This is a genomic window from Gandjariella thermophila (assembly GCF_005405885.1).
Taxonomy (GTDB): Bacteria; Actinomycetota; Actinomycetes; order Mycobacteriales; family Pseudonocardiaceae; genus Gandjariella; species Gandjariella thermophila.
In genome coordinates this window covers 90,229-116,282 of record NZ_BJFL01000005.1, presented here as the reverse complement: position 1 = coordinate 116,282, position 26,054 = coordinate 90,229, and the positions used below count along the sequence as shown (strand labels likewise).

At 72.2% G+C, this 26,054-nt stretch carries 25 protein-coding genes; 11 read left to right on the top strand and 14 right to left on the bottom strand.

All coding sequences use genetic code 11. The features are described 5' to 3' along the window. Positions 1 to 61 precede the first annotated feature (61 nt). Positions 62 to 1,612, top strand: a complete 1,551-nt coding sequence (locus FFT21_RS07710; protein ID WP_137813073.1) for an ATP-dependent DNA ligase — start codon at positions 62 to 64, stop codon at positions 1,610 to 1,612. Positions 1,613 to 1,642: 30 nt separating this feature from the next. Further along, on the top strand, positions 1,643 to 3,091 hold the full coding sequence (locus FFT21_RS07705; protein ID WP_137813072.1) for a GuaB1 family IMP dehydrogenase-related protein: 1,449 nt from the start codon (positions 1,643 to 1,645) through the stop codon (positions 3,089 to 3,091). 40 nt (positions 3,092 to 3,131) lie between these two features. On the opposite strand, the gene phoH2 is transcribed toward FFT21_RS07705, so the two are convergent. Both phoH2 and FFT21_RS07695 read right to left on the bottom strand, forming a co-directional pair. Next, positions 3,132 to 4,421 (bottom strand): RNA 5'-3' helicase PhoH2, encoded by a 1,290-nt coding sequence (phoH2, locus tag FFT21_RS07700; protein WP_225978186.1) that lies wholly within the window; start codon positions 4,419 to 4,421, stop codon positions 3,132 to 3,134. A 655-nt stretch (positions 4,422 to 5,076) separates the two neighbouring features. After that, positions 5,077 to 5,856 carry an isoprenyl transferase gene (locus FFT21_RS07695; protein WP_137813070.1) on the bottom strand — a complete coding sequence of 260 codons (780 nt, stop codon included), beginning with the start codon at positions 5,854 to 5,856 and terminating at the stop codon, positions 5,077 to 5,079. Between the two features lie 153 nt (positions 5,857 to 6,009). Between FFT21_RS07695 and trhA the strand changes: the two genes are divergently transcribed. After that, a complete protein-coding gene (trhA, locus tag FFT21_RS07690; RefSeq protein ID WP_264081630.1) occupies positions 6,010 to 6,690 on the top strand; it encodes a PAQR family membrane homeostasis protein TrhA in 681 nt (226 codons plus the stop codon). A 474-nt stretch (positions 6,691 to 7,164) separates the two neighbouring features. Here trhA and FFT21_RS07680 read toward each other — a convergent pair whose 3' ends face one another. Beyond that, positions 7,165 to 7,587, bottom strand: a complete 423-nt coding sequence (locus tag FFT21_RS07680) for a nuclear transport factor 2 family protein (protein ID WP_137813069.1) — start codon at positions 7,585 to 7,587, stop codon at positions 7,165 to 7,167. Positions 7,588 to 7,953: 366 nt separating this feature from the next. Beyond that, positions 7,954 to 8,187 carry a DUF1049 domain-containing protein gene (locus tag FFT21_RS07675; protein WP_137813068.1) on the bottom strand — a complete coding sequence of 78 codons (234 nt, stop codon included), beginning with the start codon at positions 8,185 to 8,187 and terminating at the stop codon, positions 7,954 to 7,956. 232 nt (positions 8,188 to 8,419) lie between these two features. Between FFT21_RS07675 and FFT21_RS07670 the strand changes: the two genes are divergently transcribed. Beyond that, entirely contained in the window at positions 8,420 to 8,674 is a 255-nt protein-coding gene (locus FFT21_RS07670; RefSeq protein ID WP_137813067.1) for a hypothetical protein, read from the top strand. Between the two features lie 55 nt (positions 8,675 to 8,729). Further along, on the top strand, positions 8,730 to 9,023 hold the full coding sequence (locus FFT21_RS07665; protein WP_137813066.1) for a DUF1330 domain-containing protein: 294 nt from the start codon (positions 8,730 to 8,732) through the stop codon (positions 9,021 to 9,023). A 48-nt stretch (positions 9,024 to 9,071) separates the two neighbouring features. Here the strand turns inward: FFT21_RS07665 and abmR are convergent, their stop codons facing one another. From abmR to mca, 4 genes are all read right to left on the bottom strand, one after another. Further along, positions 9,072 to 9,680, bottom strand: a complete 609-nt coding sequence (abmR, locus tag FFT21_RS07660; protein WP_503826165.1) for an ATP-binding transcription factor AbmR — start codon at positions 9,678 to 9,680, stop codon at positions 9,072 to 9,074. Positions 9,681 to 9,916: 236 nt separating this feature from the next. Continuing rightward, positions 9,917 to 11,926, bottom strand: coding sequence for a thioredoxin domain-containing protein (locus tag FFT21_RS07655; RefSeq protein ID WP_137813065.1), 2,010 nt, complete (start codon positions 11,924 to 11,926; stop codon positions 9,917 to 9,919). A gap of 102 nt (positions 11,927 to 12,028) precedes the next feature. Beyond that, entirely contained in the window at positions 12,029 to 12,403 is a 375-nt protein-coding gene (locus tag FFT21_RS29625) for a hypothetical protein (protein WP_225978185.1), read from the bottom strand. Beyond that, positions 12,400 to 13,284: a mycothiol conjugate amidase Mca gene (gene mca, locus FFT21_RS07640; RefSeq protein WP_137813064.1), complete on the bottom strand. Its 885-nt coding sequence runs from the start codon at positions 13,282 to 13,284 to the stop codon at positions 12,400 to 12,402. The genes FFT21_RS29625 and mca overlap by 4 nt, the downstream gene beginning before the upstream one ends. Before the next feature lie 175 nt (positions 13,285 to 13,459). Here mca and FFT21_RS07635 point away from each other — a divergent pair, with 175 nt between their 5' ends. Both FFT21_RS07635 and greA read left to right on the top strand, forming a co-directional pair. Beyond that, positions 13,460 to 13,897, top strand: a complete 438-nt coding sequence (locus FFT21_RS07635; RefSeq protein ID WP_137813063.1) for a DUF4307 domain-containing protein — start codon at positions 13,460 to 13,462, stop codon at positions 13,895 to 13,897. 174 nt (positions 13,898 to 14,071) lie between these two features. Next, positions 14,072 to 14,566 (top strand): transcription elongation factor GreA, encoded by a 495-nt coding sequence (gene greA, locus FFT21_RS07630; RefSeq protein WP_137813062.1) that lies wholly within the window; start codon positions 14,072 to 14,074, stop codon positions 14,564 to 14,566. 80 nt (positions 14,567 to 14,646) lie between these two features. Here the strand turns inward: greA and FFT21_RS07625 are convergent, their stop codons facing one another. Next, positions 14,647 to 15,123 carry an Lrp/AsnC family transcriptional regulator gene (locus FFT21_RS07625; protein ID WP_225978184.1) on the bottom strand — a complete coding sequence of 159 codons (477 nt, stop codon included), beginning with the start codon at positions 15,121 to 15,123 and terminating at the stop codon, positions 14,647 to 14,649. Positions 15,124 to 15,281: 158 nt separating this feature from the next. Between FFT21_RS07625 and hppD the strand changes: the two genes are divergently transcribed. Then, positions 15,282 to 16,484 carry a 4-hydroxyphenylpyruvate dioxygenase gene (hppD, locus tag FFT21_RS07620; protein ID WP_137813061.1) on the top strand — a complete coding sequence of 401 codons (1,203 nt, stop codon included), beginning with the start codon at positions 15,282 to 15,284 and terminating at the stop codon, positions 16,482 to 16,484. A 76-nt stretch (positions 16,485 to 16,560) separates the two neighbouring features. Here the strand turns inward: hppD and ilvA are convergent, their stop codons facing one another. Then, positions 16,561 to 17,769 (bottom strand): threonine ammonia-lyase, encoded by a 1,209-nt coding sequence (gene ilvA / locus FFT21_RS07615; RefSeq protein WP_137813060.1) that lies wholly within the window; start codon positions 17,767 to 17,769, stop codon positions 16,561 to 16,563. Between the two features lie 172 nt (positions 17,770 to 17,941). Between ilvA and FFT21_RS07610 the strand changes: the two genes are divergently transcribed. Beyond that, positions 17,942 to 18,205, top strand: coding sequence for a hypothetical protein (locus FFT21_RS07610; protein ID WP_192909422.1), 264 nt, complete (start codon positions 17,942 to 17,944; stop codon positions 18,203 to 18,205). 4 nt (positions 18,206 to 18,209) lie between these two features. On the opposite strand, the gene FFT21_RS07605 is transcribed toward FFT21_RS07610, so the two are convergent. The 3 genes from FFT21_RS07605 to FFT21_RS07595 form a co-directional block, all read right to left on the bottom strand. Further along, positions 18,210 to 19,367 (bottom strand): cystathionine gamma-synthase, encoded by a 1,158-nt coding sequence (locus tag FFT21_RS07605; RefSeq protein WP_137813059.1) that lies wholly within the window; start codon positions 19,365 to 19,367, stop codon positions 18,210 to 18,212. Positions 19,368 to 19,446: 79 nt separating this feature from the next. Next, on the bottom strand, positions 19,447 to 20,778 hold the full coding sequence (locus tag FFT21_RS30250; protein ID WP_264081629.1) for an RDD family protein: 1,332 nt from the start codon (positions 20,776 to 20,778) through the stop codon (positions 19,447 to 19,449). Positions 20,779 to 20,920: 142 nt separating this feature from the next. After that, entirely contained in the window at positions 20,921 to 22,291 is a 1,371-nt protein-coding gene (locus FFT21_RS07595; RefSeq protein WP_137813058.1) for a cystathionine beta-synthase, read from the bottom strand. Between the two features lie 298 nt (positions 22,292 to 22,589). Here FFT21_RS07595 and FFT21_RS07590 point away from each other — a divergent pair, with 298 nt between their 5' ends. Then, a complete protein-coding gene (locus FFT21_RS07590) occupies positions 22,590 to 23,522 on the top strand; it encodes an SGNH/GDSL hydrolase family protein (RefSeq protein WP_137813057.1) in 933 nt (310 codons plus the stop codon). Between the two features lie 138 nt (positions 23,523 to 23,660). Beyond that, positions 23,661 to 24,881, top strand: a complete 1,221-nt coding sequence (locus FFT21_RS07585; RefSeq protein WP_137813056.1) for an acetyl-CoA C-acetyltransferase — start codon at positions 23,661 to 23,663, stop codon at positions 24,879 to 24,881. 59 nt (positions 24,882 to 24,940) lie between these two features. On the opposite strand, the gene FFT21_RS07580 is transcribed toward FFT21_RS07585, so the two are convergent. Further along, positions 24,941 to 25,714, bottom strand: a complete 774-nt coding sequence (locus tag FFT21_RS07580; RefSeq protein WP_137813055.1) for a Bax inhibitor-1/YccA family protein — start codon at positions 25,712 to 25,714, stop codon at positions 24,941 to 24,943. Between the last annotated feature and the right edge of the window lie 340 nt (positions 25,715 to 26,054).

Here is a 26,054-nt window from a genome sequence, read left to right as displayed (position 1 = left end):
GACGCGCTGCTCGCCCCATTCGGCGCGGGTCATTGTCGGTGCGCGGGGTGAGGATGGGGGCGTGCTGCTGAGCGACGTGGTGCGCACCTCGGCGGCCGTGGCCGCCACCCGGTCGCGGCTGGCCAAGGTGCGTGAGCTGGCCGGGCTGCTCGGCCGGCTGGCCGATCCGGCCGAGGTGGAGGTCGTGGTGGCCTTCCTGGTCGGCACGCCGCGCCAGGGCCGGATCGGTACCGGTTGGCGTTCGCTCGCCGCCCTGGACGTGCCGCCGGCCGCCGAACCCGGGCTCACCGTCGCCGAGGTGGACGCCGCGCTCGCGGCGATCGCGCACACCTCCGGCAAGGGCTCCACCCGGCGCCGCGCGGAGTTGCTCACCGGGCTGCTCGGCCGGGCCACCGCCGAGGAGCAGCGGTTCCTGTTCCGGCTGCTCACCGGGGAACTGCGGCAGGGCGCCCTGGAAGGGGTGATGGTGGACGGCGTCGCCGCCGCCACCGGCGTGCCGGCCGAGGCGGTGCGCCGGGCGTTCATGCTGGCCGGGCGGCTGCCGGCGACCGCACGGGCCGCGCTGGCCGGCGGCGAGGCCGCGCTCGCCGAGTTCCGCCTCGAGCTGGGCCGGCCGATCCGCCCGATGCTGGCCTCGCCGGCCGAGTCGCTGGAGGCGGCGCTGGCCGAGGCCGGTCCGTGCAGCGTGGAGTACAAACTGGACGGTGCCCGTATCCAGGTGCACCGGGACGGCGGCGAGGTCGCGGTGTTCACCCGCACGCTGCGGGAGATCACCGGCAGCGTGCCCGAGCTGGTGAAGCTGGTCCGCGCGCTGCCCTGCCGGTCGGTCGTGCTGGACGGGGAGACCCTGGCGCTGAACGACAACGGCCGGCCGCGGCCGTTCCAGGAGACGATGAGCCGGTTCAGCCGGGAGCTGGGCGGGCTGGCCCCGGACGTCGCGGAGGTGGGCGACGTCCGGGAGCTGCTGCTGCACCCGTGGTTCTTCGACTGCCTGCACGCCGACGGCGCCGACCTGCTGGACGCGCCGCTGGCCGAGCGGATCGACGCGCTGCGCTCGGTCGCCGGCCGGCACGTGATCGTCGGCGACCGGGAACCCGACCCGGCCGCCGCGGAGGCGGTGCTGGACGCCGCGCTGGCCGCCGGGCACGAGGGCGTGGTGGTCAAGTCGCTGGCCGCGCCGTACGCCGCCGGGCGCCGGGGCCGGTCCTGGCTGAAGGTCAAGCCGGTGCACACCCTGGACCTGGTGGTGCTGGCCGCCGAGTGGGGGCACGGCCGGCGCACCGGGTACCTGTCCAACCTGCACCTCGGCGCGCGTGACCCGGAAGGCGGCGCGCCGATCATGGTCGGCAAGACGTTCAAGGGCCTCACCGACGAGTTGCTCGCCTGGCAGACGACCACGTTCCCGGAGTTCGAGACGCACCGCGACTCCTGGACCGTCTACCTGCGACCGGAACTGGTGGTGGAGATCGAACTGGACGGGGTACAGGTCAGCCCCCGCTACGCCGGCGGGGTCGCGCTGCGGTTCGCGCGGGTGCTGCGCTACCGGCCGGACAAGACCCCGGCGGACGCGGACACCATCGACGCCGTGCGCCGCCTGCTCCCGGGTCACTGACCCGCCGCCGAAGACGTAGCCTGGAACCTCGTGCGGTTCCTTGACGGGCACGCCCCGTGCCACGAGCTGACCTACGACGACGTCTTCCTGGTGCCCCGCCGCTCGCCGGTGGAGTCCCGGTTCGACGTGGATCTGTCCACCTCCGACGGTTCGGGTACGACCATCCCGATCGTGGTGGCCAACATGACCGCGGTGGCCGGCCGGCGGATGGCCGAGACGGTGGCCCGGCGCGGCGGCCTGGTGGTGTTCCCGCAGGACGTGGCCGCCGAGGCGGTCGCCGAGATCGTGTCCTGGGTGAAGTCCCGGCACACCGTGTGGGATACCCCGCTGGTGCTGCACACCGAGGACGCGGTGGCGGACGCGCTGAACCTGCTGCCCAAGCGGGCGCACGGCGCGGTCGCCGTGGTGGACGACCGGAACCGGCCGATCGGCGTGGTCGGCGAGGCCGCCTGCGTCGGCGTCGACCGGTTCACCCGGGTCGGCGAGGTGGTGGACCGCGAGGTGCTGGTGCTGCCGCTGGGCACCCCGCCGCGCGAGGTGTTCGACCGGCTGCACGGCCGCACCACCCGGGTCGCCCTCGGCGTGGACGCGAACGGCCGGCTGGCCGGGGTGCTCACCGATGTGGCCGCGCTCCGCGCCGAGATGTACACCCCGACGCTGGACGCGAGGGGTCGGCTGCGGGTGGCCGCCGCGGTCGGCGTCAACGGCGACGTGGCCGCCAAGACCAAGGCGCTGCTGGACGCCGAGATCGACGTGCTGGTCGTGGACACCGCGCACGGCCACCAGGAGAAGATGATCGGCGCGCTGCACGCCGTCCGGTCGGTGCACCCGGCCGGCTCGGCGGTCCCGGTGGTGGCCGGCAACGTGGTTACCGCCGAGGGGGTGCGCGACCTGGTGGAGGCCGGCGCGGACGTGGTCAAGGTCGGTGTCGGCCCCGGCGCGATGTGCACCACCCGGATGATGACCGGGGTGGGCCGGCCGCAGTTCTCCGCGGTCGCCGAGTGCGCCGCCGAGGCCAGGCGGCTGGGCCGGCACGTGTGGGCCGACGGCGGGGTGCGGCACCCGAGGGACGTGGCGCTGGCGCTGGCCGGGGGCGCGTCCGCGGTGATGGTCGGCTCGTGGTTCGCCGGCACCTACGAGTCCCCCGGTGACCTGCAGCGCGACGAGGCGGGCCGGCCGTACAAGGAGTCGTTCGGCATGGCGTCCAAGCGGGCGGTCAGCGCGCGCACCCGCAGCGACAACGCGTTCGACCGGGCCCGCAAGGCGCTGTTCGAGGAGGGCATCTCCACGTCCCGGATGACGCTGGACCCGAACCGTCCCGGCGTGGAGGACCTGCTCGACGCGATCTGCTCCGGGCTGCGCTCGTCCTGCACCTACCTGGGCGCCCGCAACCTGGAGGAGTTCCACGAGCGCGCGGTGCTGGGCGTGCAGTCCTCGGCGGGGTTCGCCGAGGGCCGCCCGCTGCCCGGCGGCTGGTGACCGGTCCGGGGCGAACCGCCCCGGACCGGCCGAACCCGCCTCACACCGCGTGGTACTCCAGCATCTCAGTGACCAGCGCGGCGATCGGCGAGCGCTCCGAGCGGGTCAGCGTGAGGTGCGCGAAGAGCGGGTGGCCCTTCAGCTTCTCGATCACCGCGGCCACCCCGTCGTGCCGGCCCACCCGCAGGTTGTCCCGCTGCGCGGTGTCGTGGGTGAGCACCACCCGGGAGCCGGTGCCCAGCCGGGACAGCACAGTGAGCAGCACGTTGCGCTCCAGCGACTGCGCCTCGTCGACGATCACGAACGAGTCGTGCAGCGACCGGCCGCGGATGTGGGTCAGCGGCAGCACCTCGAGCATGCCGCGGTCCAGTACCTCGTCGATCACGTCCTGGCTGACCAGCGCGCCGAGCGTGTCGAACACCGCCTGGGCCCAGGGCTGCATCTTCTCGTTCTCCGAGCCGGGCAGGTAGCCGAGGTCCTGCCCGCCCACCGCGTACACCGGCCGGAACACCACGATCTTGCGGTGCTGGCGGCGTTCGAGCACCGCCTCCAGCCCGGCGCACAGCGCCAGCGCGGACTTGCCGGTGCCGGCCCGGCCGCCCAGCGAGACGATGCCGACGTCGTGGTCCATCAGCAGGTCCAGGGCGATGCGCTGCTCGGCCGACCGGCCGTGCAGGCCGAAGACCTCCCGGTCGCCGCGGACCAGGCGAACCTTCTTGTCCGGGGTGACCCGGCCCAGCGCGCTCGCGGTGCCGGCCAGCAGCCGCAGCCCGGTGTGGCAGGGCAGGTCCCGCGCGGCGGCCACGTCGAACTCGGTCGGGTCCACCTCGCCGTCCTTGAACAGCGCGTCGACCATGGCCGGCGGCACCTCGACGTCGGCCATGCCGGTCCAGCCGGACGGGGTGACGTCGTGCGCGCGGTACTCGTCGGCGGTCAGGCCGACCGCGGCTGCCTTCACCCGCAGCGGCATGTCCTTGGTGACCAGGGTGACCGCGTTCCCCTCCGCGGCGAGGTTGAGGGCGCAGGCGAGGATGCGGGTGTCGTTGGAGTCGGTCCGGAAGCCCGGCGGCAGCACCTGCGGGTCGCTGTGGTTGAGCTCGACGTGCAGGGTCCCTCCATGCTCGCCGACCGGCACCGGCGCATCCAGCCGGCCGTACCGGGTGCGCAGGTCGTCGAGCATGCGGAGCGCTTCCCGAGCGAACCAGCCCAGTTCCGGGTGGTGGCGCTTGCCTTCCAACTCGCTGATCACCACCAGCGGCAGCACCACCGCGTGCTCGGCGAACCGGGTGGCCGCCCACGGGTCGGCCAGCAGCACCGAGGTGTCCAGCACATACGTGTGCGTGGCGGGCTCGGGTGCCGCGGCGCGGCGCCGGGAAGTGCTCCGGGGTGAGCCTGAGGAACGGCTCGCGGGACGTCGTGCTGTCACGGCAACTCCCTCGCGGACGCGGCACCCACGTCCGCTCCTCGCTGGGCCGGGCACCGCCCTGGTTGGTCCGCTCCCGCTGGCACCGCCGCCGCGGTGTCAGCCTCGCTGACCACGAGGGCCGGGTGCCGGCCCCCGCGCCGTGGACGGTCCAACCGTCCCGCCAACTACAGCCACGACCAGGGCCTCCCGGGGCAGTCCGCCTACGACACGGCCCGCCACTTCGGAAGCTACCTTCGCCCCCCGCTTCTCGGCAGGCAGCCACTTAGGTGATTCGCGATTCGTCACCGACTCGACACGTTGACTACGGATTCCCCGGTACGAATCGCCCGGCGTGGCCGCGGCGTTCAGCCCGCTCCGATTGGCGAATCCGCAGTTCAGCCCGTGCGCCAGAGCGTTGATACCGGCGGTGGGAAACCGTCCCGTCACAGCACGTCCCCGTTTACCCGCCGTTATTGCGTCGGCCGAACGGGAGTAGCCCGTTTGGGGGAGTCGGGCGGCGGTATCCGTACCCTCCGCCGGTCGGCGGGGCTCCGGATGATCGCTCTCTGTGGCCGGTTGGTCAGGAGCCGAAACGGCGGTGCCGGATGGCGTAGTCGCGCAGCGCGCGCAGGAAGTCGACCCGCCGGAAGTCCGGCCAGTACGCCTCGGTGAACCAGAACTCCGAATGCGCCGACTGCCACAGCATGAAGCCGGACAGCCGCTGCTCCCCCGAGGTGCGGATGAGCAGGTCCGGGTCCGGCTGGCCGGAGGTGTAGAGGTGTTCGGCGATATGGTCGACGTCCAGGAACTCGGCCAGTTCCTCGATGGTGGTGCCCGCCTCGGCGTGCTGCTGCAGCAGCTTGCGCACCGCGTCGGTGATCTCCCGCCGCCCTCCATACCCGACCGCCACGTTGACCTGCATGCCCTTCCGGCCCTCGGTACGCAACGCGGCCGCGGACAGCCGGGCAGCCGTCTCGGTCGGCAGCAGGTCCAGGGCGCCGACGATGCGCAGGCGCCACGCGTTGCCTGGCTCGGTCAACTCGTCCACCACGTCGGCGATGATCTCCAGCAGTGGCTGGAGTTCCTCCGCGGGGCGGTTGAGGTTGTCCGTGGACAGCAGCCACAGCGTGACCACCTCGACGCCGGCCTCGCGGCACCAGCCCAGCATCTCGGCGATCTTCCGGGCGCCGACCCGGTGGCCGTCGTTGACGTCGGTGAACCCGGCCTCCCGCGCCCACCGCCGGTTGCCGTCCAGGATCACGCCCACGTGCCTGGGCCGCTGCGCACCGTCCAGCTGGCGGCCCAACCGCCACTCGTAGATGGTGTAGAGCAGCTCCCGAACCCATGCGCGCACGCTCACGTTCCGGCAGCGTACGCCGATTCAGCCGGTAACGACCGCCTGCCCGGCGGCGTGGCTGCGCAGCGTAATCCCGTGCACCATCAGGAGGATTGAGCTGTGCACCGGAGCACAGCATGGCCGGCTGGCAACCGAGGGTGACGTAGCCTCGCTACCGTGAGCGCACCCGCACCTCTCACCCGACCCTCCGCGGCGGTGACCAAGCCGAGGATGCGCGGGTGGCTGCACTTCTGGTCGTTCGTCGTCTCCGTGGTCACCGGCGCCACGCTGATCGTGCTGGCGGCGACCACCGTCTCCGCCACCGCCGCGGTGGCCACATCCGTCTACGCGGCCACCGTGCTCGGCCTGTTCGGCGTGAGCGCGCTCTACCACCGGCGGACCTGGGTGAGCGTCCGCGCCCGGATGTGGATGAAGCGGCTCGACCACTCGATGATCTTCGTCTTCATCGCGGGCACGTACACCCCGTTCGCCACGCTGGCGATGCCCCCCTCCACCGGCACCGTGGTGCTCGCCGTGGTCTGGGGCGGCGCGGCCGCCGGCATGATCCTCAAGCTGGTCTGGCCGCGCGCCCCGCGCTGGCTCGGCGTGCCGATCTACGTCGCGCTCGGCTGGGTCGCCGCGTTCGTACTGCCGGACCTGCTCCACCACGCCGGCGTCGCGGCCCTCGTGCTGCTCCTGGTCGGCGGTGCCCTCTACACCGCGGGCGCCGTCTTCTACGCCACCCGCTGGCCCGACCCATGGCCGCAGCTGTTCGGCTACCACGAGTTCTTCCACGCCGCCACCGTGCTGGCCGCCGTCTGCCACTACATCGCCATCTGGTTCGCCCTCTACCCCTGATCGGCGGATGTCGTCTCCATCCGGCCGTCCCTCAGGCCCAAGGCGCCACGCTCGAGCAGGCACGCGAGCCGGCCTTCGTTCGGCTGCCGCCGGGCGCGCCGGCGCACGGGCGTGGTCCAACACGACGACGGCCCGTCACTTCGGGAGCAGCTAAGAACACGTTTGTACTCGTGGCTTCACTATGACGAACACACCACACCGACCAGATCCCCGTCCATGCCTCAACATCTTCCAGGCTTTCCCTCAGTGCGGGAATGTCCAGAGTCTGGTTGAGTAATGCCTCCTGCACCCAGCAGCACCGCTGCAGAACGAGCAGCTCGGCGCAGTCAGCTGGTGAGGCCGGTTGGAGCGTCATCTGCCCCGGGATCGTGGCCACGCTGAGTTCCATGCGGTATGCCTACCCGACCGCAAGCCCGCGAGCGCAACGGTTTTCCGCGCCAGCGACACGCGGAACTTCACGACGGCCGCGAAGTCCTAACCGGACACTGGAATCCGCGGTCCGAAGTAGTCGCGTGACGAGACGATCTCGCCGTTGCGGACCCGCATGATGAACACACACGGGATATCGAAAGCGCCGTCCTGGCCACCGCCGGTGTAGACGAACTCCGCCACGATCACCTCGGGATCGGTCGTGTCGTGGATGGTGACGCGCTCCGCCCGGTAGTTGTCGATCTGCTGGATCCACTGCGCGATCTCGGTGAAGTGCCGACGCAGATCCGCGCGGCTGGTCAGCGGCGGCATCTCGTGCGGCGACGCGGGATGCTCAACGTAGGTCTCCTCCGCGTAGAGCGCGGCGAGCCGTTCGACCTGACTCATGTCCCCGGCGGCAAGCCCAGCCACACCGCCTACCAGGCGGTGGAAGACCTCGTGCGCTGTCAGAGACTGTGCTGTGCTCATGGGGTGATCATGTCATTCCGGCCGGACATCGTGCCGCCGGGCGGCTCCGGGAACCGTTCGGGCAGCAGTGGATACTCAGTCAGCACATCGAGGACGTCTCGGCCGAGGAGATGGGGCGCCGCGCCGCCGCCTTCTTCGGCGACTCCGGTTGACGCCCGTCTCCACCTCCGGGCCGTAGCTTCGGCAACCGTCCGAAGCGGACGATCGAAGCGCGTTTCGCGTGGGAGATTGCGGGATGGACGGCGCGCACCGGGAGGTCGGTGCCGGAAGTCCGTACGCGGGCTGGGCGGGCGATCCCCGGTCCTTGGTCCTGGTCACCGGGTATGCCGCGAACCAGGACGCGGATCGGCTGCCCGTGGTGCCGGATCAGCGGCCTCGCCGCGCGAGCAGGTAGCCGGCCGCGAGGCCGACGGCGAGAACACCGGCGAACGCGGCCCACAGCGGCGCGAAGACCGTCGGGACGAACAGGAGAATCCCGATCATCTGGCGGTTCTGCACGATGAACGTGAGCGCGATGGCCACCAGGACCACGGCCACGATCTCCTTGGGGGAGACCCAGCCGCGGGTGGCGCGCTCAGCTCTGGTCAGGTGACTGGTCATGCTCGCCTCCTTGCCAGAGGATGCCTGCCGGGAACGCGCGATCTCGGGACGCGGTTCACCGGCGCAGCGCCGAGGCCACCTTCGATGCTGGTCCACATGGCCGCGTCCCGGCAGGGCCGTAGGCCCCGGAGCCGGGGGTATTCGGTCACGCAGCGGAATTGGCCGCCCGCGTGCGGTCTCCGAGTCACCGGCGGGGGTTCCCCGGGATCAGCGAGGACTGGAAGATGCCGGTATGGGGATCTTCGGTAAGCCCAAACTGGCCACGCTGCTTGGCCGGCCGCTGCGCTGCCTGGTCTGCGGCGGGCGGGAGTTCTGGTCGCGCGAGGTGAAGCTGAACAGCACCGGGGCGGAGTTCCTCGGGCTGAGCTGGGCCAACCAGTCGGCGGTCGGCCTGATCTGCGACGCCTGCGGTTACGTGCACGAGTTCGCCGGCCCGAGGCCGGAACTGTGGAAGCCCGAGCGGGGTTATCCGGGCGGCGCCGAGTAGCGCGGTGGGAGGGCGCTGCCGGCGTCGGCGGCGGTGATCGGCGAGGATGGCGGCCATGGCCGCGTACGTGGTGTCCGAGGTGAAGATCCGGGACGAGAAGTTGGCTGCCCGGTACCGGTCGCTGGCGGAGGCGTCGATCGCGAGGTACGGCGGGCGGTACGTGGTTCGCGGTGGCGCGATCGACGTGGTGGAGGGCGACTGGCCGGCGGAGCGGCGCGTGGTGATCGTGGAGTTCCCGACCATGGCACGGGCCCGCGAGTGGTACGCGTCGCCGGAGTACGCGGAGGCGCTCGAGGTGCGCCGGGACGCGCTGCACCGCCGGCTGATCTTCGTCGAGGGCGTCGGGTAGCGCGTCCGGTGCCGGGGCGGCGGCACGCCGGCCCGGCACCGGAGACGCTCAGCCGAGGTCGGGGCCCTGGGAGCGGAGGTCGTCGACCTTGGCCATGGCCTCGCGGAGTTCGGTGAGCCAGGCGTCGGCGTGCTCGCCGACCAGGCGGACCGCCCAGGCCAGCGCCTCCGAGCGGGAGCGGGCCACGCCGGCGTCGACCAGCGTGTCCAGCACCCGGCGCTCCGGCTGCCGCAGCCGGGTCATCACCGGCACCGACTGCGTGGTGAACAGCTCCTGGGTGTCGCCGATCCGCGCGCCCCAGGACACCTTGCGCTGGTAGCGGTGCTCGGCCTGCCGCGCGATCTCGATCCGCTCGTCCCGGGTCTGCTCGCGGAACCGGCTGATCCGCCCGGACTCGGCGGCCGACCGGGCCGCGTCGTCGGCGAACTCCTCGGTCAGCGGCGGCAACTCGCCGACGATCACGATCTCCTCGCGGTCGACGGTGATCTCCGGTGGGCCGGTGAACCAGCCGTCCGGCAGCCGCCCCGCGAACCAGGCCGCGGCGTCGTCCGCGGGCGGAAGGTCGGCCTGCTGCCAACCGCCCCTGCCTCGGCCGCGTCCGCCGCCGGGACCCCAACCATGTCGGCCGCGGCCGACCATCACGAACCGCCCATGCATATCAACCTCCACCGAAATGGTGATTACACGATTACGCCGATACAGACGCTACGCCGGGCAGCCGCGCGTCGGTAGCCGGTTCGCTGCGGGTGGACAGCCGCCGGGCAGGCGACGTCAGCGGGCAGGCAACGCCGGCCGGGTGCCGGGAACGGCCGTTCGGCCCGATGGCAGCCGGCTCAGCGCCGGTAACCAGCCGGCCGAGTCGGTGGCGGAAGGGCCCGCGACCGAGCGGCGGGTCAGAGGGCGGCGACCAACTGGTCGACCGTGGTGGCCGGGCGGTCGCAGACGTAGCCGCGGCACACGTAGGCGGCGGGCGAATCGTCCACCAGCGGGCGGTCGGCGAGCAGCGGAACGCCGGGCAGGTCCGGCGGCCCGGCGAGGACCACGGCCCCGCCGGGGGCGTGCGCGACCGCAGCGGACAGCAGCGCGGCCCGAGCCGGGTCCTCCGCGCGGCCGACCACGGCCACCTGGACCGGCCCCTGGCGCAGCGCCTCGGCGGCGGACAGCCACTGCCCGGCGAACCGGGGGGCCCGTGCGGGCAGCAGCCCGGCCCGCGTCACCGCCCGCTCGGCGGCGTCCCGGTAGCGAGCCGCACGGTCCGGACCGGCCAGAGCGGAAGCGGTCACCAGTGCGCCGGCCAGCGCGGAAGCTCCGGACGGCGTGGCGTTGTCGGTCGGTTCGGCCGGGCGCCGCACCAGCGCCTCGGCGTCGTTGGCCGTGTCGTGGAACTGCCCGCTGGCCTGAGGGTCGGCGAACCGGTCCAGCGCGGTGTCCAGCAGGTCGCAGGCGGCGTCCAGCCAGTGCGGCTGGCCGGTGGCCTGGTGCAGCGCGAGCAGGCCGTCGGCGAGGCAGCCGTAGTCCTCCAGCACCCCGGCGGCGTCGCCCACCACGCCCTTCCGGGAGGTGCGCCGCAGCCGGCCGGCCACCAGGTGCCGGTCCAGCAGCAGCCGGGCGGCCTCGGCGGCGGCCTCCAGCCAGTGCGGCCGGTCCAGCGCCATGCCGGCCTCGCTGAGCGCGACGATGGCCAGCCCGTTCCACGCGGTGACCACCTTGTCGTCGATGCCCGGCTGGGGCCGGCGGGCCCGCGCCGCGAGCAGCGCCTCGCGCACCCGGCGCCACCGCTCCGGGTCGTCCGGATCGGCCGGCAGCCGCAGGGTGGACCGGCCGTGCTCGAAGGTGCCCCGCTCGGTCACGCCGAACAGTTCCGCGGCCCACCGGCCGTCGGCGTCGCCGAGCACATCGACGAGTTCGTCGGGCGTCCAGACATAGGTGAGCCCCTCCACGCCGCCGGCGTCGGCGTCCAGCGAGGCGGCGAACGCGCCCTCCGGCGTGCGCAGGTCGCGCAGCAGGAACTCGGCGGTCTCCTCGGTGACCCGCGCCGCCATGGGGTCACCCTTGGCGCGGCTGAGGTGCGCGTACACCCGCAGCAGCAGGGCGTTGTCGTAGAGCATCTTCTCGAAGTGCGGCACCACCCAGGCGGCGTCCACGCTGTACCGGGCGAACCCGCCGGCAAGCTGGTCGTAGATGCCGCCGCGGGCCATCGCCGCGCAGGTGGCCGTGGCCATGGCCAGCGCACGGTCCGAGCCGGTGCGCTCGTGGTGCCGCAGCAGGAACTCCAGCACCATGGACGGCGGGAACTTCGGCGCGCCGCCGAAACCGGCGTGCTGCCGGTCGAAGTCGCCGGCCAGCGCGTCCACCGCGCCGGCCAGCACCTGATCGTCCACAGTGGACTCGGGCAGCGGCTTGCCGTGCTCGTTGAGTTGGGCCACGACGTGGCTGGCGGCCTGGCGCACCTCGTGGCCACGCTCCGTCCACGCCTGGGTCACCGCGCGAAGCAACTGGCGGAAGGACGCCATGCCGGGCCGCGGCGCGGGCGGGTAGTAGGTGCCGCAGTGGAACGGCTCCGCGTCCGGAGTGAGGAAGCAGGTCATCGGCCAGCCGCCCTGGCCGGTCATCGCCTGGGTGGCCTGCATGTAGACGGCGTCGATGTCCGGCCGTTCCTCGCGGTCGACCTTGATGTTGACGAAGTTCTCGTTCATCAGCGTGGCCACCTCCGGGTCCTCGAAGGACTCGTGGGCCATCACATGGCACCAGTGGCAGGCCGCGTAGCCGATGGACAGCAGGACGGGCACGTCGCGGCGGCGCGCCTCGTCGAACGCCTCGGGGCACCACGGCCACCAGTCGACCGGGTTGTCCGCGTGCTGCAGCAGGTACGGACTGGTGGCCTGGGCGAGCCGGTTGGTCATGTCTTCAGGGTCCCAGCCTTGTCGGCACCGTGCACGGACGGTGCCCGGACGTGGCCGACCGACCGCGCTGCGCACCCGGCCGGGTACCGCGCGGCGTGGTGGTCAGGTGCGATGCGGGCGCTTGGCCGTGCCGTGTTCCGGGGCCTGCCCGGGAGATCCGTCCTCGGCGCGGTCGGCGGCGTCGCCGCCGGCCTCGTCGCGCTCGCCGGGCGCGGCGTCCTCGCCGGACCTGCCGGCCCGGTCGGTGGGCTCATCGAAGCTGGCCGGCACCTTGCGCAGGTGCTTGGTCATGGACCGGACCAGGAAGCCGACCGCGATGAAGAACAGGATCAGCACCAGCAGGCCGACCGGCGAGGACTTGCCGAAGTCCTCGCCCTGGCCGCCGGGGTCGCCGGGTTGGCCCGGCGCCGCCAGCAGCGGCAGCACGCCCGGAGCCGCCAACGCCTTGGCGGTCAGGCCCGTGATCGAGGCGGTCATGCGGCGCTCACCTTCTCCCGCACTCCGGCGAAGAGATCGTCCTCCGGCAGCGTGGTGTCCACCAGAGACCTGGCCAGCTCGTAGTCCTCGGTCGGCCAGATCTCCTGCTGCACCTCCAACGGTACGGCGAACCACCGGCTGTTGGGGTCGATCTGTGTCTCGTGCGCCCGCAGCGCCTCGTCCCGCACGGCGAAGTAGTCGCCGCAGGGCACCTGGGTGGTGACCCGCTCCATCACGTCCGGACGGTCCTCCGACCACCGGGCCAGCCACTCCTCGTACGGCGACTCGATGCCCCTGGCCACCAGCGCGTCGTGGAACATCTGCATCTTGGCCCGGGAGAAACCGTGCGAGTAGTACAGCTTCAGCGGCTGCCACGGCTCGCCGGCGTCGGGGAACCGCTCCGGGTCGCCGGCCGCGTCGAAGGCCGCCACCGAGACCTCGTGGCAGCGGATGTGGTCCGGGTGCGGGTAGCCGCCGTTCTCGTCATACGTGACCATCACGTGCGGCCGCAGCTCGCGCACCACCCGCACCAGCGTCTCGGTCGCCTCCTCCAGCGGCACCAGCGCGAAGCAGCCCTCGGGCAGCGGCGGCTTCGGGTCCCCCTCGGGCAGGCCGGAGTCGACGAAGCCCAACCAGCGGTGCCGCACGCCGAGGATCTCCGCGGCGCGAGCCATCTCCCGCCGCCGGATCTCCGCCATGTTCGCGGCCACGTCGGGCCGGTCCATCGACGGGTTCAGGATGCTGCCCCGCTCGCCACCGGTGCAGGTCACCACGACGACCTCGTGCCCCTCGGCGACGTAGCGGGCGGTCGTGGCCGCCCCCTTGCTGGACTCGTCGTCCGGGTGCGCGTGCACCATCATCAGACGGAGCTGCTCTGCCATGGCCGAAGCGGTCCTTCCGTGATCCGGTCTGCCGGCCCCCGCCGAGAGATCTCCCCCGGTCCCGGGGATACTCAACGTGGATGCTCGCACTCATTGTTCCCGGAGGTACGACAGTTTCCGGCGGGTCCCCCCGACCGGCGACGTGTCGTGGAGTCCCCGCGTGAGGAGGCAACCGGTGGCGCAGCGGGAGGTGCCGACCGATCGGTACGGCTCCCGGGCCGGACGCCGGCCGCCTCGCTGGGCGTACTGGGTGGTGCTGGCCGCGGCGGTGGTGGTCGGGCTGGTGGTCGCCGTGGTGGCGTACCAGAACCTGGGCAGCCAGCCGATCGAGGGTGAGCAGACCGCGTTCCAGATACTGGACGACCACTCGGTGCGGATCGACTTCCAGGTGCGCCGCGACCACCCGGAGCGGCCGGCGGACTGCCTTGTGCGGGCCCGTTCCCAGGACGGCGACGAGGTCGGCCGCAAGGAGGTCCTGGTCCCGGCCGGAGCAACGGTGGTGAGCCGGTCGACCGTGCTGCGCACGTCCAAACGGCCGGTGACCGGCGAGGTCTACGGCTGCTCCTATCAGGTGCCGAGCTACCTCACCAAGGAGGCGCGGCCAAGCGGGTGAACTGATGGTCGTCCACGGTCCGGGGCACGTGACGCCGGCCACGGATCGTTGTCTGCGTGTTATCCTCGCTGGGTAGCACGGCCCCGTCGTGGGCCGTGTTTTTCCGTTCCTGGCCTGACGGTTGGGAAAAGCCGGCCCGCAGCCCGCGGGCCTGCAGTGACACGCAAGGAGTTGGTGACCGTGAGCGAGACCCAGGTGACCTGGCTGACCCAGGAGGCCCACGACCGGCTCAAGCACGAGCTGGACGAGTTGATCGCGAATCGCCCGGTCATCGCCGCGGAGATCAACGCCCGCCGCGAGGAGGGCGACCTGCGGGAGAACGGCGGCTACCACGCCGCTCGTGAGGAGCAGGGCAAGCAGGAGGCTCGCATCCGGCAACTGCAGGAGCTGCTGCGCAACGCCAAGGTGGGCGAGGCGCCGGAGAACAGCGGGGTCGCCGAGCCGGGCATGGTGCTCACGGTTCGCTACGAGGATGACGAGGAGACCGAGACCTTCCTGCTGGCCACCCGCGAGGAAGGCGCGCACGGCGGGATCGAGGTGTACTCACCGAACTCCCCGCTGGGCAAGGCGTTGCTCGGCGCCAAGGAGGGCGAGTCCCGCGAGTACGAACTGCCCAACGGGGCGAGCATGAAGGTCACCCTGATCAAGGCCGAGCCCTACCGCGGCTGAACCATCACGATCTCCGCGGCCCCCGGCACCGCGCGTGCCCGGGGCCGCGGGTTCGTTGATCCACCGGCACGGCGGCCTGGTCACAGCAGGCGTTCCAGCAGCGGGCGGACCCGCGGCGGCACCGGCGTGGACAGCGCGATCGACGTGGACGTGCGCTGCACACCGGCCACGTCGACCACCTCGTCGATCACCCGCTGCAGGTCGGCATTGGACCGGGCCACCATGCGGACCAGCAGGTCGCCCTCGCCGGTGGTGGCGTGCACCTCGCACACCTCGTCGATGGCCGCCAACCGCTCGGCGACCTCGTGCCGCCGTCCCTGCGCGATCTCCAGCACGGCGAACGCGGTCAGCCCATAGCCCATCGCGCCGAGGTCCAGTTCGGGCGGGAACCCGCGCAGCACACCGCGCCGCTCCAGGCGGTCCAGCCGGGCCTGCACGGTGCCCCGGGCCACGCCGAGGCGCCGTGAGCACTCCAGCACACCCAGCCGGGGCTCGTCGGACAGCAGCAGCAACAGCCGCGCGTCAAGAGCGTCCAGCGGCCCCTCCGTGGCAGCCACGTCACACCTCCTGGTCAGACTGACCAACACGACCCCAGCCGGCCGCCTCACACTGAGCAGATTGTCCATCTGATATGGCATCTGTTGCTCAACATGCAGCATAGGCACATGCTCTGGCCCACGAACTGTCGCACACCGCGCGCGGTACGGAGGGCATCATGACCGACATACTTGGCCAGGCGGGACCCGCGCTGGACGAGGTGAGCCTGGAGCAGCTCAAGCAGCTGGTCGGACTGGTCGAGCACGACGAGGCCCGCGATCCGTTCCCGGTGCGGGCCATGGACGCGGTGGTGTTCGTGGTCGGCAACGCCACCCAGACCGCGTGGTTCTACCAGGCCGCGTTCGGCATGCGGCTGGTCGCGTACTCCGGGCCGGAGACCGGCAACCGCGATCACCGCGCGTTCGTGCTGACCTCGGGGTCGGCCCGGTTCGTGGTCAAGGGCGGGGTGGACCCGGCGAGCCCGCTGCTGGACCACCACCGCCGGCACGGCGACGGCGTCGTCGACCTCGCACTGGAGGTGACGGACGTGGACCGGTGCGTGGCGCACGCCCGCGCCCAGGGCGCGACCGTGCTCGAGGAACCGCACGACATCAGCGACGAGTACGGCACCGTGCGGCTCGCCGCGCTGGCCACGTACGGCGAGACCCGGCACACCCTGGTCGACCGGTCCCGGTACTCCGGCCCGTACCTGCCCGGCTACCAGCCCAGGGAGGGCGCCGTCACGCGGCCGGCCGGTGCGCCGAAGCGGCTGTTCCAGGCGGTCGACCACTGCGTGGGCAACGTCGAGCTGGGCCGGATGGACTACTGGGTGGACTTCTACCACCGGGTGATGGGCTTCGTGAACATGGCGGAGTTCGTCGGCGACGACATCGCCACCGAGTACTCCGCGCTGATGAGCAAGGTCGTCGCGAACGGCAACCACCGGGTGAAGTTCCCGCTCAACGAGCCGGCGATGGCGAAGAAGAAGTCGCAGATCGACGAGTACCTGGCCTTCTACGGCGGCCCCGGCTGCCAGCACATCGCGCTGGCCACGGGCGACATCCTGACCACGGTCGACCAGATGCGGGCCGCCGGGGTGGAGTTCCTGGACACGCCCGACTCCTACTACGACGACCCGAAGCTGCGGGCCCGGATCGGCGAGGTCCGGGTGCCGATCGAGGAGCTGAAGAAGCGGCGGATCCTGGTCGACCGGGACGAGGACGGCTACCTGCTGCAGATCTTCACCAAACCGATCGGCGACCGGCCAACGGTGTTCTACGAGCTGATCGAGCGGCACGGCTCGCTCGGCTTCGGCAAGGGCAACTTCAAGGCGCTGTTCGAGGCCATCGAGCGCGAGCAGGCGCGCCGAGGCAATCTCTAGCGCCGAGGCGCCATCAACACCGCCGAGGCAATCCCCAGCGCCGAGGCGCCGCATCCTCGGGACTCGGTGGTCCCGGTCAGGGTTCCAGGACGGTGTAGTCGGCGGCCCGGAGCGTGTCCACGACCTGGGCGCAGTGCTCCGGGCCGCGGGTCTCCAGCTTGAGCGCCACCTCGACCTCGCCGAGGGCCAGCGCGCCGGACACCCGGGAATGCTCGACGTCCAGCACGTTCGCGCCCAGTTCGCTGATCCGGCCGAGCAGCGCGGCCAGCGAGCCGGGCCGGTCCGCCATCCGCAGCCGCATCGCCAGGTAGCGGCCGGCAGCGGTCATCCCGTGCTGGATGATGTGCAGCAGGAGCAGCGGGTCGACGTTCCCGCCGGAGAGCACGGCGACGACCGGCGGGGTGAAGCGGCCGGGGTGGTCCAGGATCGCGGCGACCGCCGCCGCGCCGGCCGGCTCCACCACCAGCTTGGCCCGCTCCAGGCAGAGCAGCACCGCCCGGGACAGCGACTCCTCACCGACCGTAATCACCTCGTCGGCCAGCCCGGCGACGTGCGCGTAGGTGATCGCGCCGGGTTCACCGACGGCGATGCCGTCCGCCATGGTGTACACCGCGTCCAGGCGGACCGGGCGGCCGGCGGCCAGCGACGGCGGGAACGCGGCGGCCTGCTCGGCCTGCACGCCGACCACCGTGGTCTCCGGTTTGACCGCCTTGACCGCGGCCGCGATCCCGCCGAGCAGCCCGCCGCCCCCGGTGGGCACCAGGATCGTGGCCACGTCCGGAAGCTGGTCGAGGATCTCCAGGCCGAGGGTGCCCTGGCCGGCGATCACGTCCGGATGGTCGAAGGGGTGGATGAACACCGCGCCGGTCTCCTCGGCGAACTCCTTCGCCCTGGCCAGGGTTTCGTCCACCACGGCGCCGTGCAGGTGCACCTCGGCGCCGTACTGCCTGGTCGCGGCCAGTTTCGGGAGCGGGGCGCGGACCGGCATGAACACCGTGGCCCTAGTGTGCAGCAGGGATGCGGCCAGGGCCACGCCCTGCGCGTGGTTCCCGGCGCTGGCGGCGACCACCCCGGTGGCCCGCTCCGCCGCGCTCAGCCCGTGGATTCGCACGTACGCCCCGCGGATCTTGAAGGATCCGGTGCGTTGCAGGTTCTCGCACTTCAGGTAGACGTCGCCGCCGGCGAGCTGGGAGAGCACCAGGGAGTCCGCGAGCGACGTGGTCCGAACCACGTCGGCGAGCAGTTTGCGCGCCGCGCGAATGCGATCCAGGCTGACCCGGTCCATGGCGCTAGATCCTGCCAGGCCAAACACGGTACGCGCGCCGCGTGAGATGGATGTCAGGACGGCACCGCGGAAGCCGGGTACTCTCGGTACGGACGCCGGCGCGGGCCGTTGACGTTGATCCGACTGCCGCCGGTTCGCGTACTACCTTGGGTAACCCGACCTGGGAGGTGGCATGGCGCTCGTGGCACGGGTCGCGACGGCGCTTCCGTTCGCCGGGGCGGTCGCCGCGGCGGCCGCCCTCACCGGTGCCGCCGTCTTCACCGTGGCGGATGCCGGCTGCGGGAACCCTGGACGATATGTGCGGCATGACGGCGTGGTCGAGCTGGTGGGTGGCTGCGTGGACACCAACCGGCTGCCGGCGCAGGGCAGGCCGGCGCAGGCGATGGGGAACGCGGTCCAGCAGCACGACAACGGGATGGCCCAGCGCCGCCCCTGACGGACTATCCGTCCAGCGCGCCGAGCAGATCCGCGACGAGGTCGTCCGGGTCCTCGATGCCCACGGACAGCCGCACCAGGTCGGCGGGCACCGCCAGGAGTGAGCCCGCGGTGCTGGCGTGCGTCATCCGGCCCGGGTGCTCGATCAGTGACTCCACCCCGCCCAGCGACTCGGCCAGGGTGAACAGCCTGGTCCGGCCGCACAGTCGCAGGGCGGCCTCCTCACCACCGGCCAGGCTGATCGACACCATGCCACCGAACCGGCGCATCTGCTTGGCGGCCACCTCGTGGCCGGGGTGGCCGGGCAGGCCCGGGTAGTACACCCGGCGCACCGCGGGGTGCCGGGACAGCGTCTCGGCGATTCGCTCGGCGTTGTCCGAGTGCCGCTCCATCCGCACGGCGAGCGTCTTCAGGCCGCGCAGGGTCAGCCACGCGTCGAACGGCCCGGGTACGGCGCCCGCCGAGTTCTGCAGGAAGGCGACCTGCTGCGCCAGTTCCTCGTCCGAGGTGACCACCGCGCCGCCCACCACGTCGGAGTGACCGCCGAGGTACTTGGTGGTGGAGTGGACCACCACGTCCGCACCCAGCGCGAGCGGCGCCTGCAGGTAGGGCGAGGCGAAGGTGTTGTCCACCACCAGCGTGGTGCCGGTGTCCCTGGACAGATCGGCCAGCGCCGCGACGTCGGCGATGCCCAGCAGCGGGTTGGTCGGCGTCTCGCACCAGATCACCCTGGTGTTCGGCCGCACCGCCGCCCGCACGCCGTCCACATCGGACAGCCGAACGGGGGTGTACTCGATGCCCCACCCGGTGAGCACCTTGTCGACCAGGCGGAAGGTGCCGCCGTAGGCGTCGTCCGGGATGACCAGGTGGTCGCCGGGCCGGCACAGCGCGCGCAGCACCGCGTCCGTGGCGGCCATGCCCGAGGCGAACGCCCGCGCGTACCGGCCGCCCTCCAGGCTGGCCAGGCACTCCTCCAACGCGGTACGGGTCGGGTTGCCGGTGCGGGAGTACTCGTACCCGGCGCGCAACCCGCCCACGCCGTCCTGCGCGTAGGTGGAGGTGGCGTGGATGGGCACGATCACCGACCCGGACGCGGGGTCGGCGTCCTGCCCGGCGTGGATCGCCCTGGTCGCGAATCCGAACTCGTCGGCGCTGTGCACCATGAGCGAGAGCCTACGGTCCGTGCCACGTCGCCGCCGGACTGACCCGTCCGGCGGCGACGTGGCGCCGGACACCGCGGAGCTACGGCTCGGTGCGGACCACCAGCGTGCCGACGATCGAGTCCGCGAACGTCTGCTTCTTGGCGTCCCACAGCGGGCGCAGGTAGCCGATGAACAGGAAGCCGTCCAGGATGTGGCAGAACTGCCGGCCCAGGGCCGCGCCGAACCCGACGGGCTGCCCGGTGTCCTCCTTGATGAGCTTCGTCTTGGCCACAGACTTACCCACCGACTGGCCGGTGCTTCCCTGGCGGTGGCAGGTGTTCCACAGAATGAACGCCAGTGCGCCGAGCCATCCGATCAGAGCCAGAACCCCAGCAACAAAGATGGTGCTCCGTCCGATGAGGAAGCCCAGCCCGTACGCCAGCACCATCCCCAGGAACGGGATGCCGCCGTCGATCAGGTAGGCCACCACCCGGCGGCCCCAGTCGGCCAGCGGCCCCGAGGGTGGTGCGTACCCGGGCTGGGCATAGGGCTGCCCGGCGCCCGGCTGGGTGGCCCACTGCTGCTGCGGGGCGCCGGGCCAGGCACCGGGCGGCTGGCCGGGCCCACCCGGGTACGGCTGACCGGGCGGCGGGAAGCCGGGCTGCTGGCCGGCGGCCGGCCACCCCGGCTGCTGCGGACTCGCCGTGCCCGGCCAACCCTGCTGACCGGGCTGTGCCGGCTGGCCGGGGTAGCCGCCCGGCGGTGCCTGCGGGAACTGCTGCGGGCCGCCGTAGCCCTGCTGGCCGGGAGCACCGGGATACGGCTGTCCCGAGGGTTGCTGGCCGGGGAACTGCTGACCCGGGTAAGGCTGCCCGGAGTACTGGCCGCCCCACGGCTGCTGGCCCGGGTACTGTGGCTGGCCGCCAAAGGGCTGCTGCCCGTAGGGCTGGCCAGGCTGCCCGGAAGCGCCGGGGTGCCCTGGAGCACCGGGCTGCTGGCCGGCGGCACTCACCTGCCAACCCGGGGCGCCCTGCTGCCCGGGAGTTCCGGCCTGCTGGCCCGGTGGCACGACCTGGGTGGCGTCCGGGTTACCCGCGGCGCCCGGCTCGACCCGCTGGGTGGTGTCCGCGGCGGTCTGGCCGCCGGGCGGGATCATCTGGGTGGTGCCCTCCGGTCCCTTCGGCGGCGTTTCAGCACCGCCGCCGGAGACCACCTGGGTGGCGTCCGGGTTGGTCTTCTCCCCCGCCGCGCCGCCGGCCGAGGCCGCATCCGCCGCCGCGGACTGCTGCGCCGGCGCCGGCGGTGCGGCAGCCGCCTCCTGGGTTGGCTGGTCGGACCCGGTCGCGCCGGTCTGCGCCGGCGAGCCGGGCCGCTCCTGGCTCGGCTGGCCGCCCTGCCGGGGTTTCTGCTCGGGCGGCTGGGGAGCACTCATCGGGTATTCGAACCCCCTCGGTTCAGCGTCATTTCGTCACGTCCGGGCCAACCTAGCGGATACTCCGTTCGGACGTGGCAACTTGCCGGTTACCGGATGCGAGGTTCGTCACCGGCAAGGCCCGGCCACCTCGCCGGTCAGGTCACCGGCCGGCAAGGAAGCCGAGCACGTCCTGCCGGGTCACCACGCCGGCCGGCTTGCCGCCCACCAGCACCAGCGCACCGTCCGCCCCGGAGAGCGCGGACATGGCCGTGCTGATCGGCTCCCCGGCGCCGATGGTCGGAAGCGGGGGGGACATGTGCTGCTCCACCCGGTCGGCGAGGTGCGCCTTGCCGGTGAACAGGGCGTCCAGCAGGTCCCGCTCGTTCACCGCGCCGGCCACCTCGGCGGCCATCACCGGCGGCTCGGCGTTGACCACCGGCATCTGGGACACCCCGAACTCGCGCAGGATGGTCACCGCGTCCGCCACCGTCTCGTTCGGGTGCACGTGCACCAGGTCCGGCATGGTGCCGTCCTTGCGGCGCAGCACGTCGCCCACGGTGGCGCCGGTGGAGTCCGGCGGCAGGAAGCCGTAGGAGGCCATCCAGGCGTCATTGAACACCTTGGTCAGGTAGCCCCGCCCGCCGTCGGGCAGCAGCACCACGATCACGTCGTCCGGGCCGCACCGCTCGGCGACCCGAAGCGCGCCGGCCACCGCCATCCCGCACGACCCGCCGACCAGCAGCCCCTCCTCCCGGGCCAGCCGACGGGTGATCAGGAAGGAGTCGCCGTCGGAGATCGGCACGATCTCGTCGCAGACGTCCCGGTCGTAGGTGGCCGGCCAGAAGTCCTCACCGACGCCCTCCACCAGGTACGGGCGGCCGCTGCCGCCGGAGTACACCGAGCCCTCCGGGTCCGCGCCGATGATCTTCACGCGGCCACCGGAGATCTCCTTGAGGTAGCGACCGGTCCCGGAGATCGTTCCTCCGGTGCCGATGCCGGCGACGAAGTGCGTGACCCGGCCTTCGGTCTGCCGCCAGATCTCCGGGCCGGTGGAGTGGTAGTGGCTGGCCGGGTTCTCCTGGTTGGCGTACTGGTTCGGCTTCCACGCGCCGGGGATCTCGCCGACCAGCCGGTCGGAGACGCTGTAGTAGGAGTCCGGATGGTCCGGCGGCACGGCGGTCGGGCAGACCACCACCTCGGCGCCGTACGCGCGCAGCACGTTCTGCTTGTCCTCGCTGACCTTGTCCGGGCAGACGAACACGCACCGGTAGCCCTTGCGCTGGGCCACCATGGCCAGCCCGACCCCGGTGTTGCCCGAGGTGGGCTCGACGATCGTGCCGCCGGGCGCGAGTTCCCCGGAGCGCTCCGCCGCCTCCACCATGCGCAGCGCGATCCGGTCCTTCACGCTGCCGCCCGGGTTGAAGTACTCCACCTTGGCCAGCACCAGCGGGGACAGCCCCTCGGTGACCGAGTTCAGCCGCACCAGCGGCGTGTTCCCGACCAGGTCGACGACGTGCTCGGCGTACTCCACAGCTGCCCTCCCACTGACCACGAGACCCGTTCCAGCAGCCTAGGACAGCCGAGGCTGGCGGCGCGTTTCCGGCCGCGCGAACGAAACACGCCGCAGGAGCGCCCGGACGCGGCGACCGCACGGGCTGGGCGGTTAACGCGAACATCTGAAAGCGGCCCGGTCCGCGCGCGAACCGAACGTGTGCGCATCACCATCGTGGCTGGCGCTTTAATCGGATTGTCCTGCTGACGAAGCCAGACGAGGGGGACACCGAGGTCGTCGACGCGTTACCGCTCGGTAGAGACGGAGGGAGGTCGGGGTGACCGCGCTGCGCGCGTTCCGCACCGTGGCGATGGCGGCGGGTGCCATCGGAGGGCTCTCCGGTGCCGCGTACGGGCTGCTCACCGAGCAGTCCCGGCGCGCCCGGCTGGTCATCGGCGTCCCCGAGGCGCCGCCGCCGTGCGCCGACGGCATCTACCTGCCCGACGGCAGCGGGCCGGTAACCGACGAGGTGGTCTTCGGCACCGCGAACCCGCTGTGCTTCGCGGTGCTCGGCGACTCGTCGGCCGCCGGGGTGGGCGTGGAGAGCGCCGAGCAACTGCCGGGAGTGCTGCTGGCCAGGGGCTTGGCGGAGGAGGCGGAGCGGCCGGTGCGGCTGGCCACCTACGCGATCAGCGGCTCCACCACGCGCAGCCTGCCCGGGCAGGTCGACCGCGCGCTCGCCGCCCGGCCGGACGTGGCCCTGGTGGTCATCGGGGCCAACGACGTGACCACCAAGATGCCGGTGCACGTCTCCGCCCGGCTGCTCGGCGTCGAGGTGCGCCGGCTGACCGCCGCCGGCGTCGGCGTGGTCGTCGGCACCTGCCCGGACCTGGGCGCCATCCGGCCGATCCCGCAGCCGCTGCGCGCGGTGGCCCGCAGTTGGAGCCTGACGTTGGCCCGTATGCAGCGGGGTGAGGTGGAGCGGGCCGGCGGGATCCCGGTGGCGCTGGCCGACCTGCTCTCGCCGGAGTTCCTGGCCCGGCCCACCGACCTGTTCAGCGCCGACCGGTTCCATCCCAACGCCGCCGGCTACGAGGCGGCGGCCGCGGTGATCCTTCCCGCGCTGTGCAGCGTGGCCGGGGTGTGGAGCGGCGGTCCGCTGCCCGCGCTACCCACCCGCTCGGCCACCGCCGAGGCGCGGCGCCCCACCGCGCGCGTGGTCGCCTGGCTGAACCGGGCGTTGGGCCGCCCGGAACCGGTTCAGTCCTGAAGGCGCGCTCCGAGATGCTGACAATCCCGTCACCTTGACGCGGCACGACGCTGGTACCGGGTCGACACTGGGTCTCGTTCGGGTGCCTCACCGCTCTACGCTGACCACATCCCCGCTTGTGAACGAAGGAGTTCCACAATGCCCGAGGCCGTGATTGTCGCCGCCACCCGGTCCCCGATTGGGCGCGCCGGCAAGGGATCGCTGGTTGACATCCGACCCGACGACCTGGCCGCCCAGATCGTGCGTGCGGCACTGGACCAGGTTCCCCAGCTTGACCCGAAGGACATCGACGACCTGATGCTCGGCTGCGGCCTCCCCGGCGGCGAGCAGGGCTTCAACATGGCCCGGGTGATCGCCGTGCTGCTGGGCTTCGACCATCTGCCGGGGTGCACCACGACGCGGTACTGCGCGTCCAGCCTGCAGACCACGCGGATGGCCTTCCACGCGATCAAGGCCGGCGAGGGCGACGTGTTCATCAGCGCCGGCGTGGAGACCGTGTCCCGGTACGCCAAGGGCAACTCGGACTCCTGGCCGGACACGCACAACCCGCTGTTCGCCGACGCGGAGGCGCGCACCGAGCGGACCGCCGAGCAGGGCGCCGAGCACTGGCAGGACCCGAGGGAGAACGGCGCGCTGCCGGACATCTACATCGCGATGGGCCAGACCGCGGAGAACCTGGCCCTGCTCAAGGGCGTGAGCCGGGAGGAGATGGACCACTTCGGCGTGCGCTCGCAGAACCTCGCCGAGCAGGCCATCAAGGACGGCTTCTGGGCCCGCGAGATCACCCCGGTGACGCTGCCGGACGGCCGCGTGGTGGACACCGACGACGGCCCCCGGCCGGGCACCACCTACGAGAAGGTGTCCCAGCTCAAGCCGGTGTTCCGGCCGGACGGCCGGGTCACCGCGGGTAACTGCTGCCCGCTCAACGACGGCGCGGCGGCGCTGGTCGTCATGTCCGACACCAAGGCCCGCGAACTCGGGCTGACCCCGCTGGCCAGGATCGTGTCCACCGGGGTGTCCGCGCTGTCCCCGGAGATCATGGGGTTGGGCCCGGTGGAGGCCAGCCGGCGCGCGCTGGCCAAGGCCGGCATGACCATCGACGACATCGACCTGGTGGAGATCAACGAGGCGTTCGCCGCCCAGGTCATCCCGTCGTACCAGGACCTGGGCATCCCGCTGGAGAAGCTCAACGTCAACGGCGGGGCGATCGCGGTGGGCCACCCGTTCGGCATGACCGGCGCGCGGATCGCCACCACGCTGCTGAACTCGCTGCGCTTCCACGACAAGCAGTTCGGCCTGGAGACGATGTGCGTCGGCGGCGGTCAGGGCATGGCCATGATTGTCGAGCGGCTGAGCTGAGCACCGGCGCGAGAAGGGGCGCCCGGGATGATCCCGGGCGCCCCTTCTCGCCTGGCCGGTTACTGGCGTTGCAGGTAGGACAGCAGCCGGAGGATCTCCAGGTACAGCCAGACCAGCGTGGTCATCAGGCCGAACGCCGCGTACCAGGCGAACTTCGCCGGCAGCCCGGCCCGGATCATCCGGTCGGCGGCGTCGAAGTCCAGCAGGAAGTTGAACGCGGCGATGCCGATCACGACCAGGCTGAAGATGATGGCCAGCGGACCGCCGTCACGCAGCCCGGTGTCCACGTGGAACAGCGAGAACAGCAGGTCGGCCAGCATGAGCAGGAACGCGCCGACCGTGGCGCCGATGACCCACTTGGTCAGCCGCGGGGTGACCCGGACCGCACCGGTCTTGTAGACCACCAGCATCGCGGCGAACACCCCGAACGTGCCGAGGATGGCCTGCAGCGCGATGCCCGGGTAGATGGCGTTGAAGAGCCCGGAGATCGCGCCCAGCAGCACGCCCTCGGCCGCGGCGTAGGTCAGCACCAGCGGGGCGCTCGGCGTCCGCCGGAAGATGATGACCAGTGACACCACCAGGCCGACCAGGAGTGCCGGCAACGCCAGCCCGTAGGCGTGGAAGTAGGCGGTGAGCGCCCCGGTGACCAGGGCAAGGCCAAGCGTGATGGCGGTCTTGGTGACGACGTCATCGATCGTCATCGGACGCTCGACGGCGGTGGGCCGCGCCTGCTGCCCGTAACCGGCGCCCAGCGGGGTGTCGAATGTGGCGTAGCCGCCGTACCCGCCGCCCGTGGGCAGGTTGCGGAACGCGGGATTGCCTGTCGTGCGCACCTGACTCCTCCTGAAGGGTGCCAACGCCTTCACCGGCTCCAACGGAAGTGGCTGCCCGCTGGTTCCATCGGACAAAGGTGACCTTACGCGCACCGCCGCGGTCCGTCGGTTCGCGCTGGCCACGGCGGTACGCAGGGTAACGAAAGTGGCTGGCCGGGCCGGCGGCCGGTGGCCACCCGGCCGCCTGACGACCGCACGGTGGGTAACCCCGGTGGTGGGTGGACGGCCGCCGGATCGCCGGTTTCCGCGCCCGGAAGGCTGGTCCGGGGCCGGGAATGGACCGGACCAATTGAACGCGACGCGCTCCCACGCGTCTTCCTGGAGGGGCATGGCGCGGCCA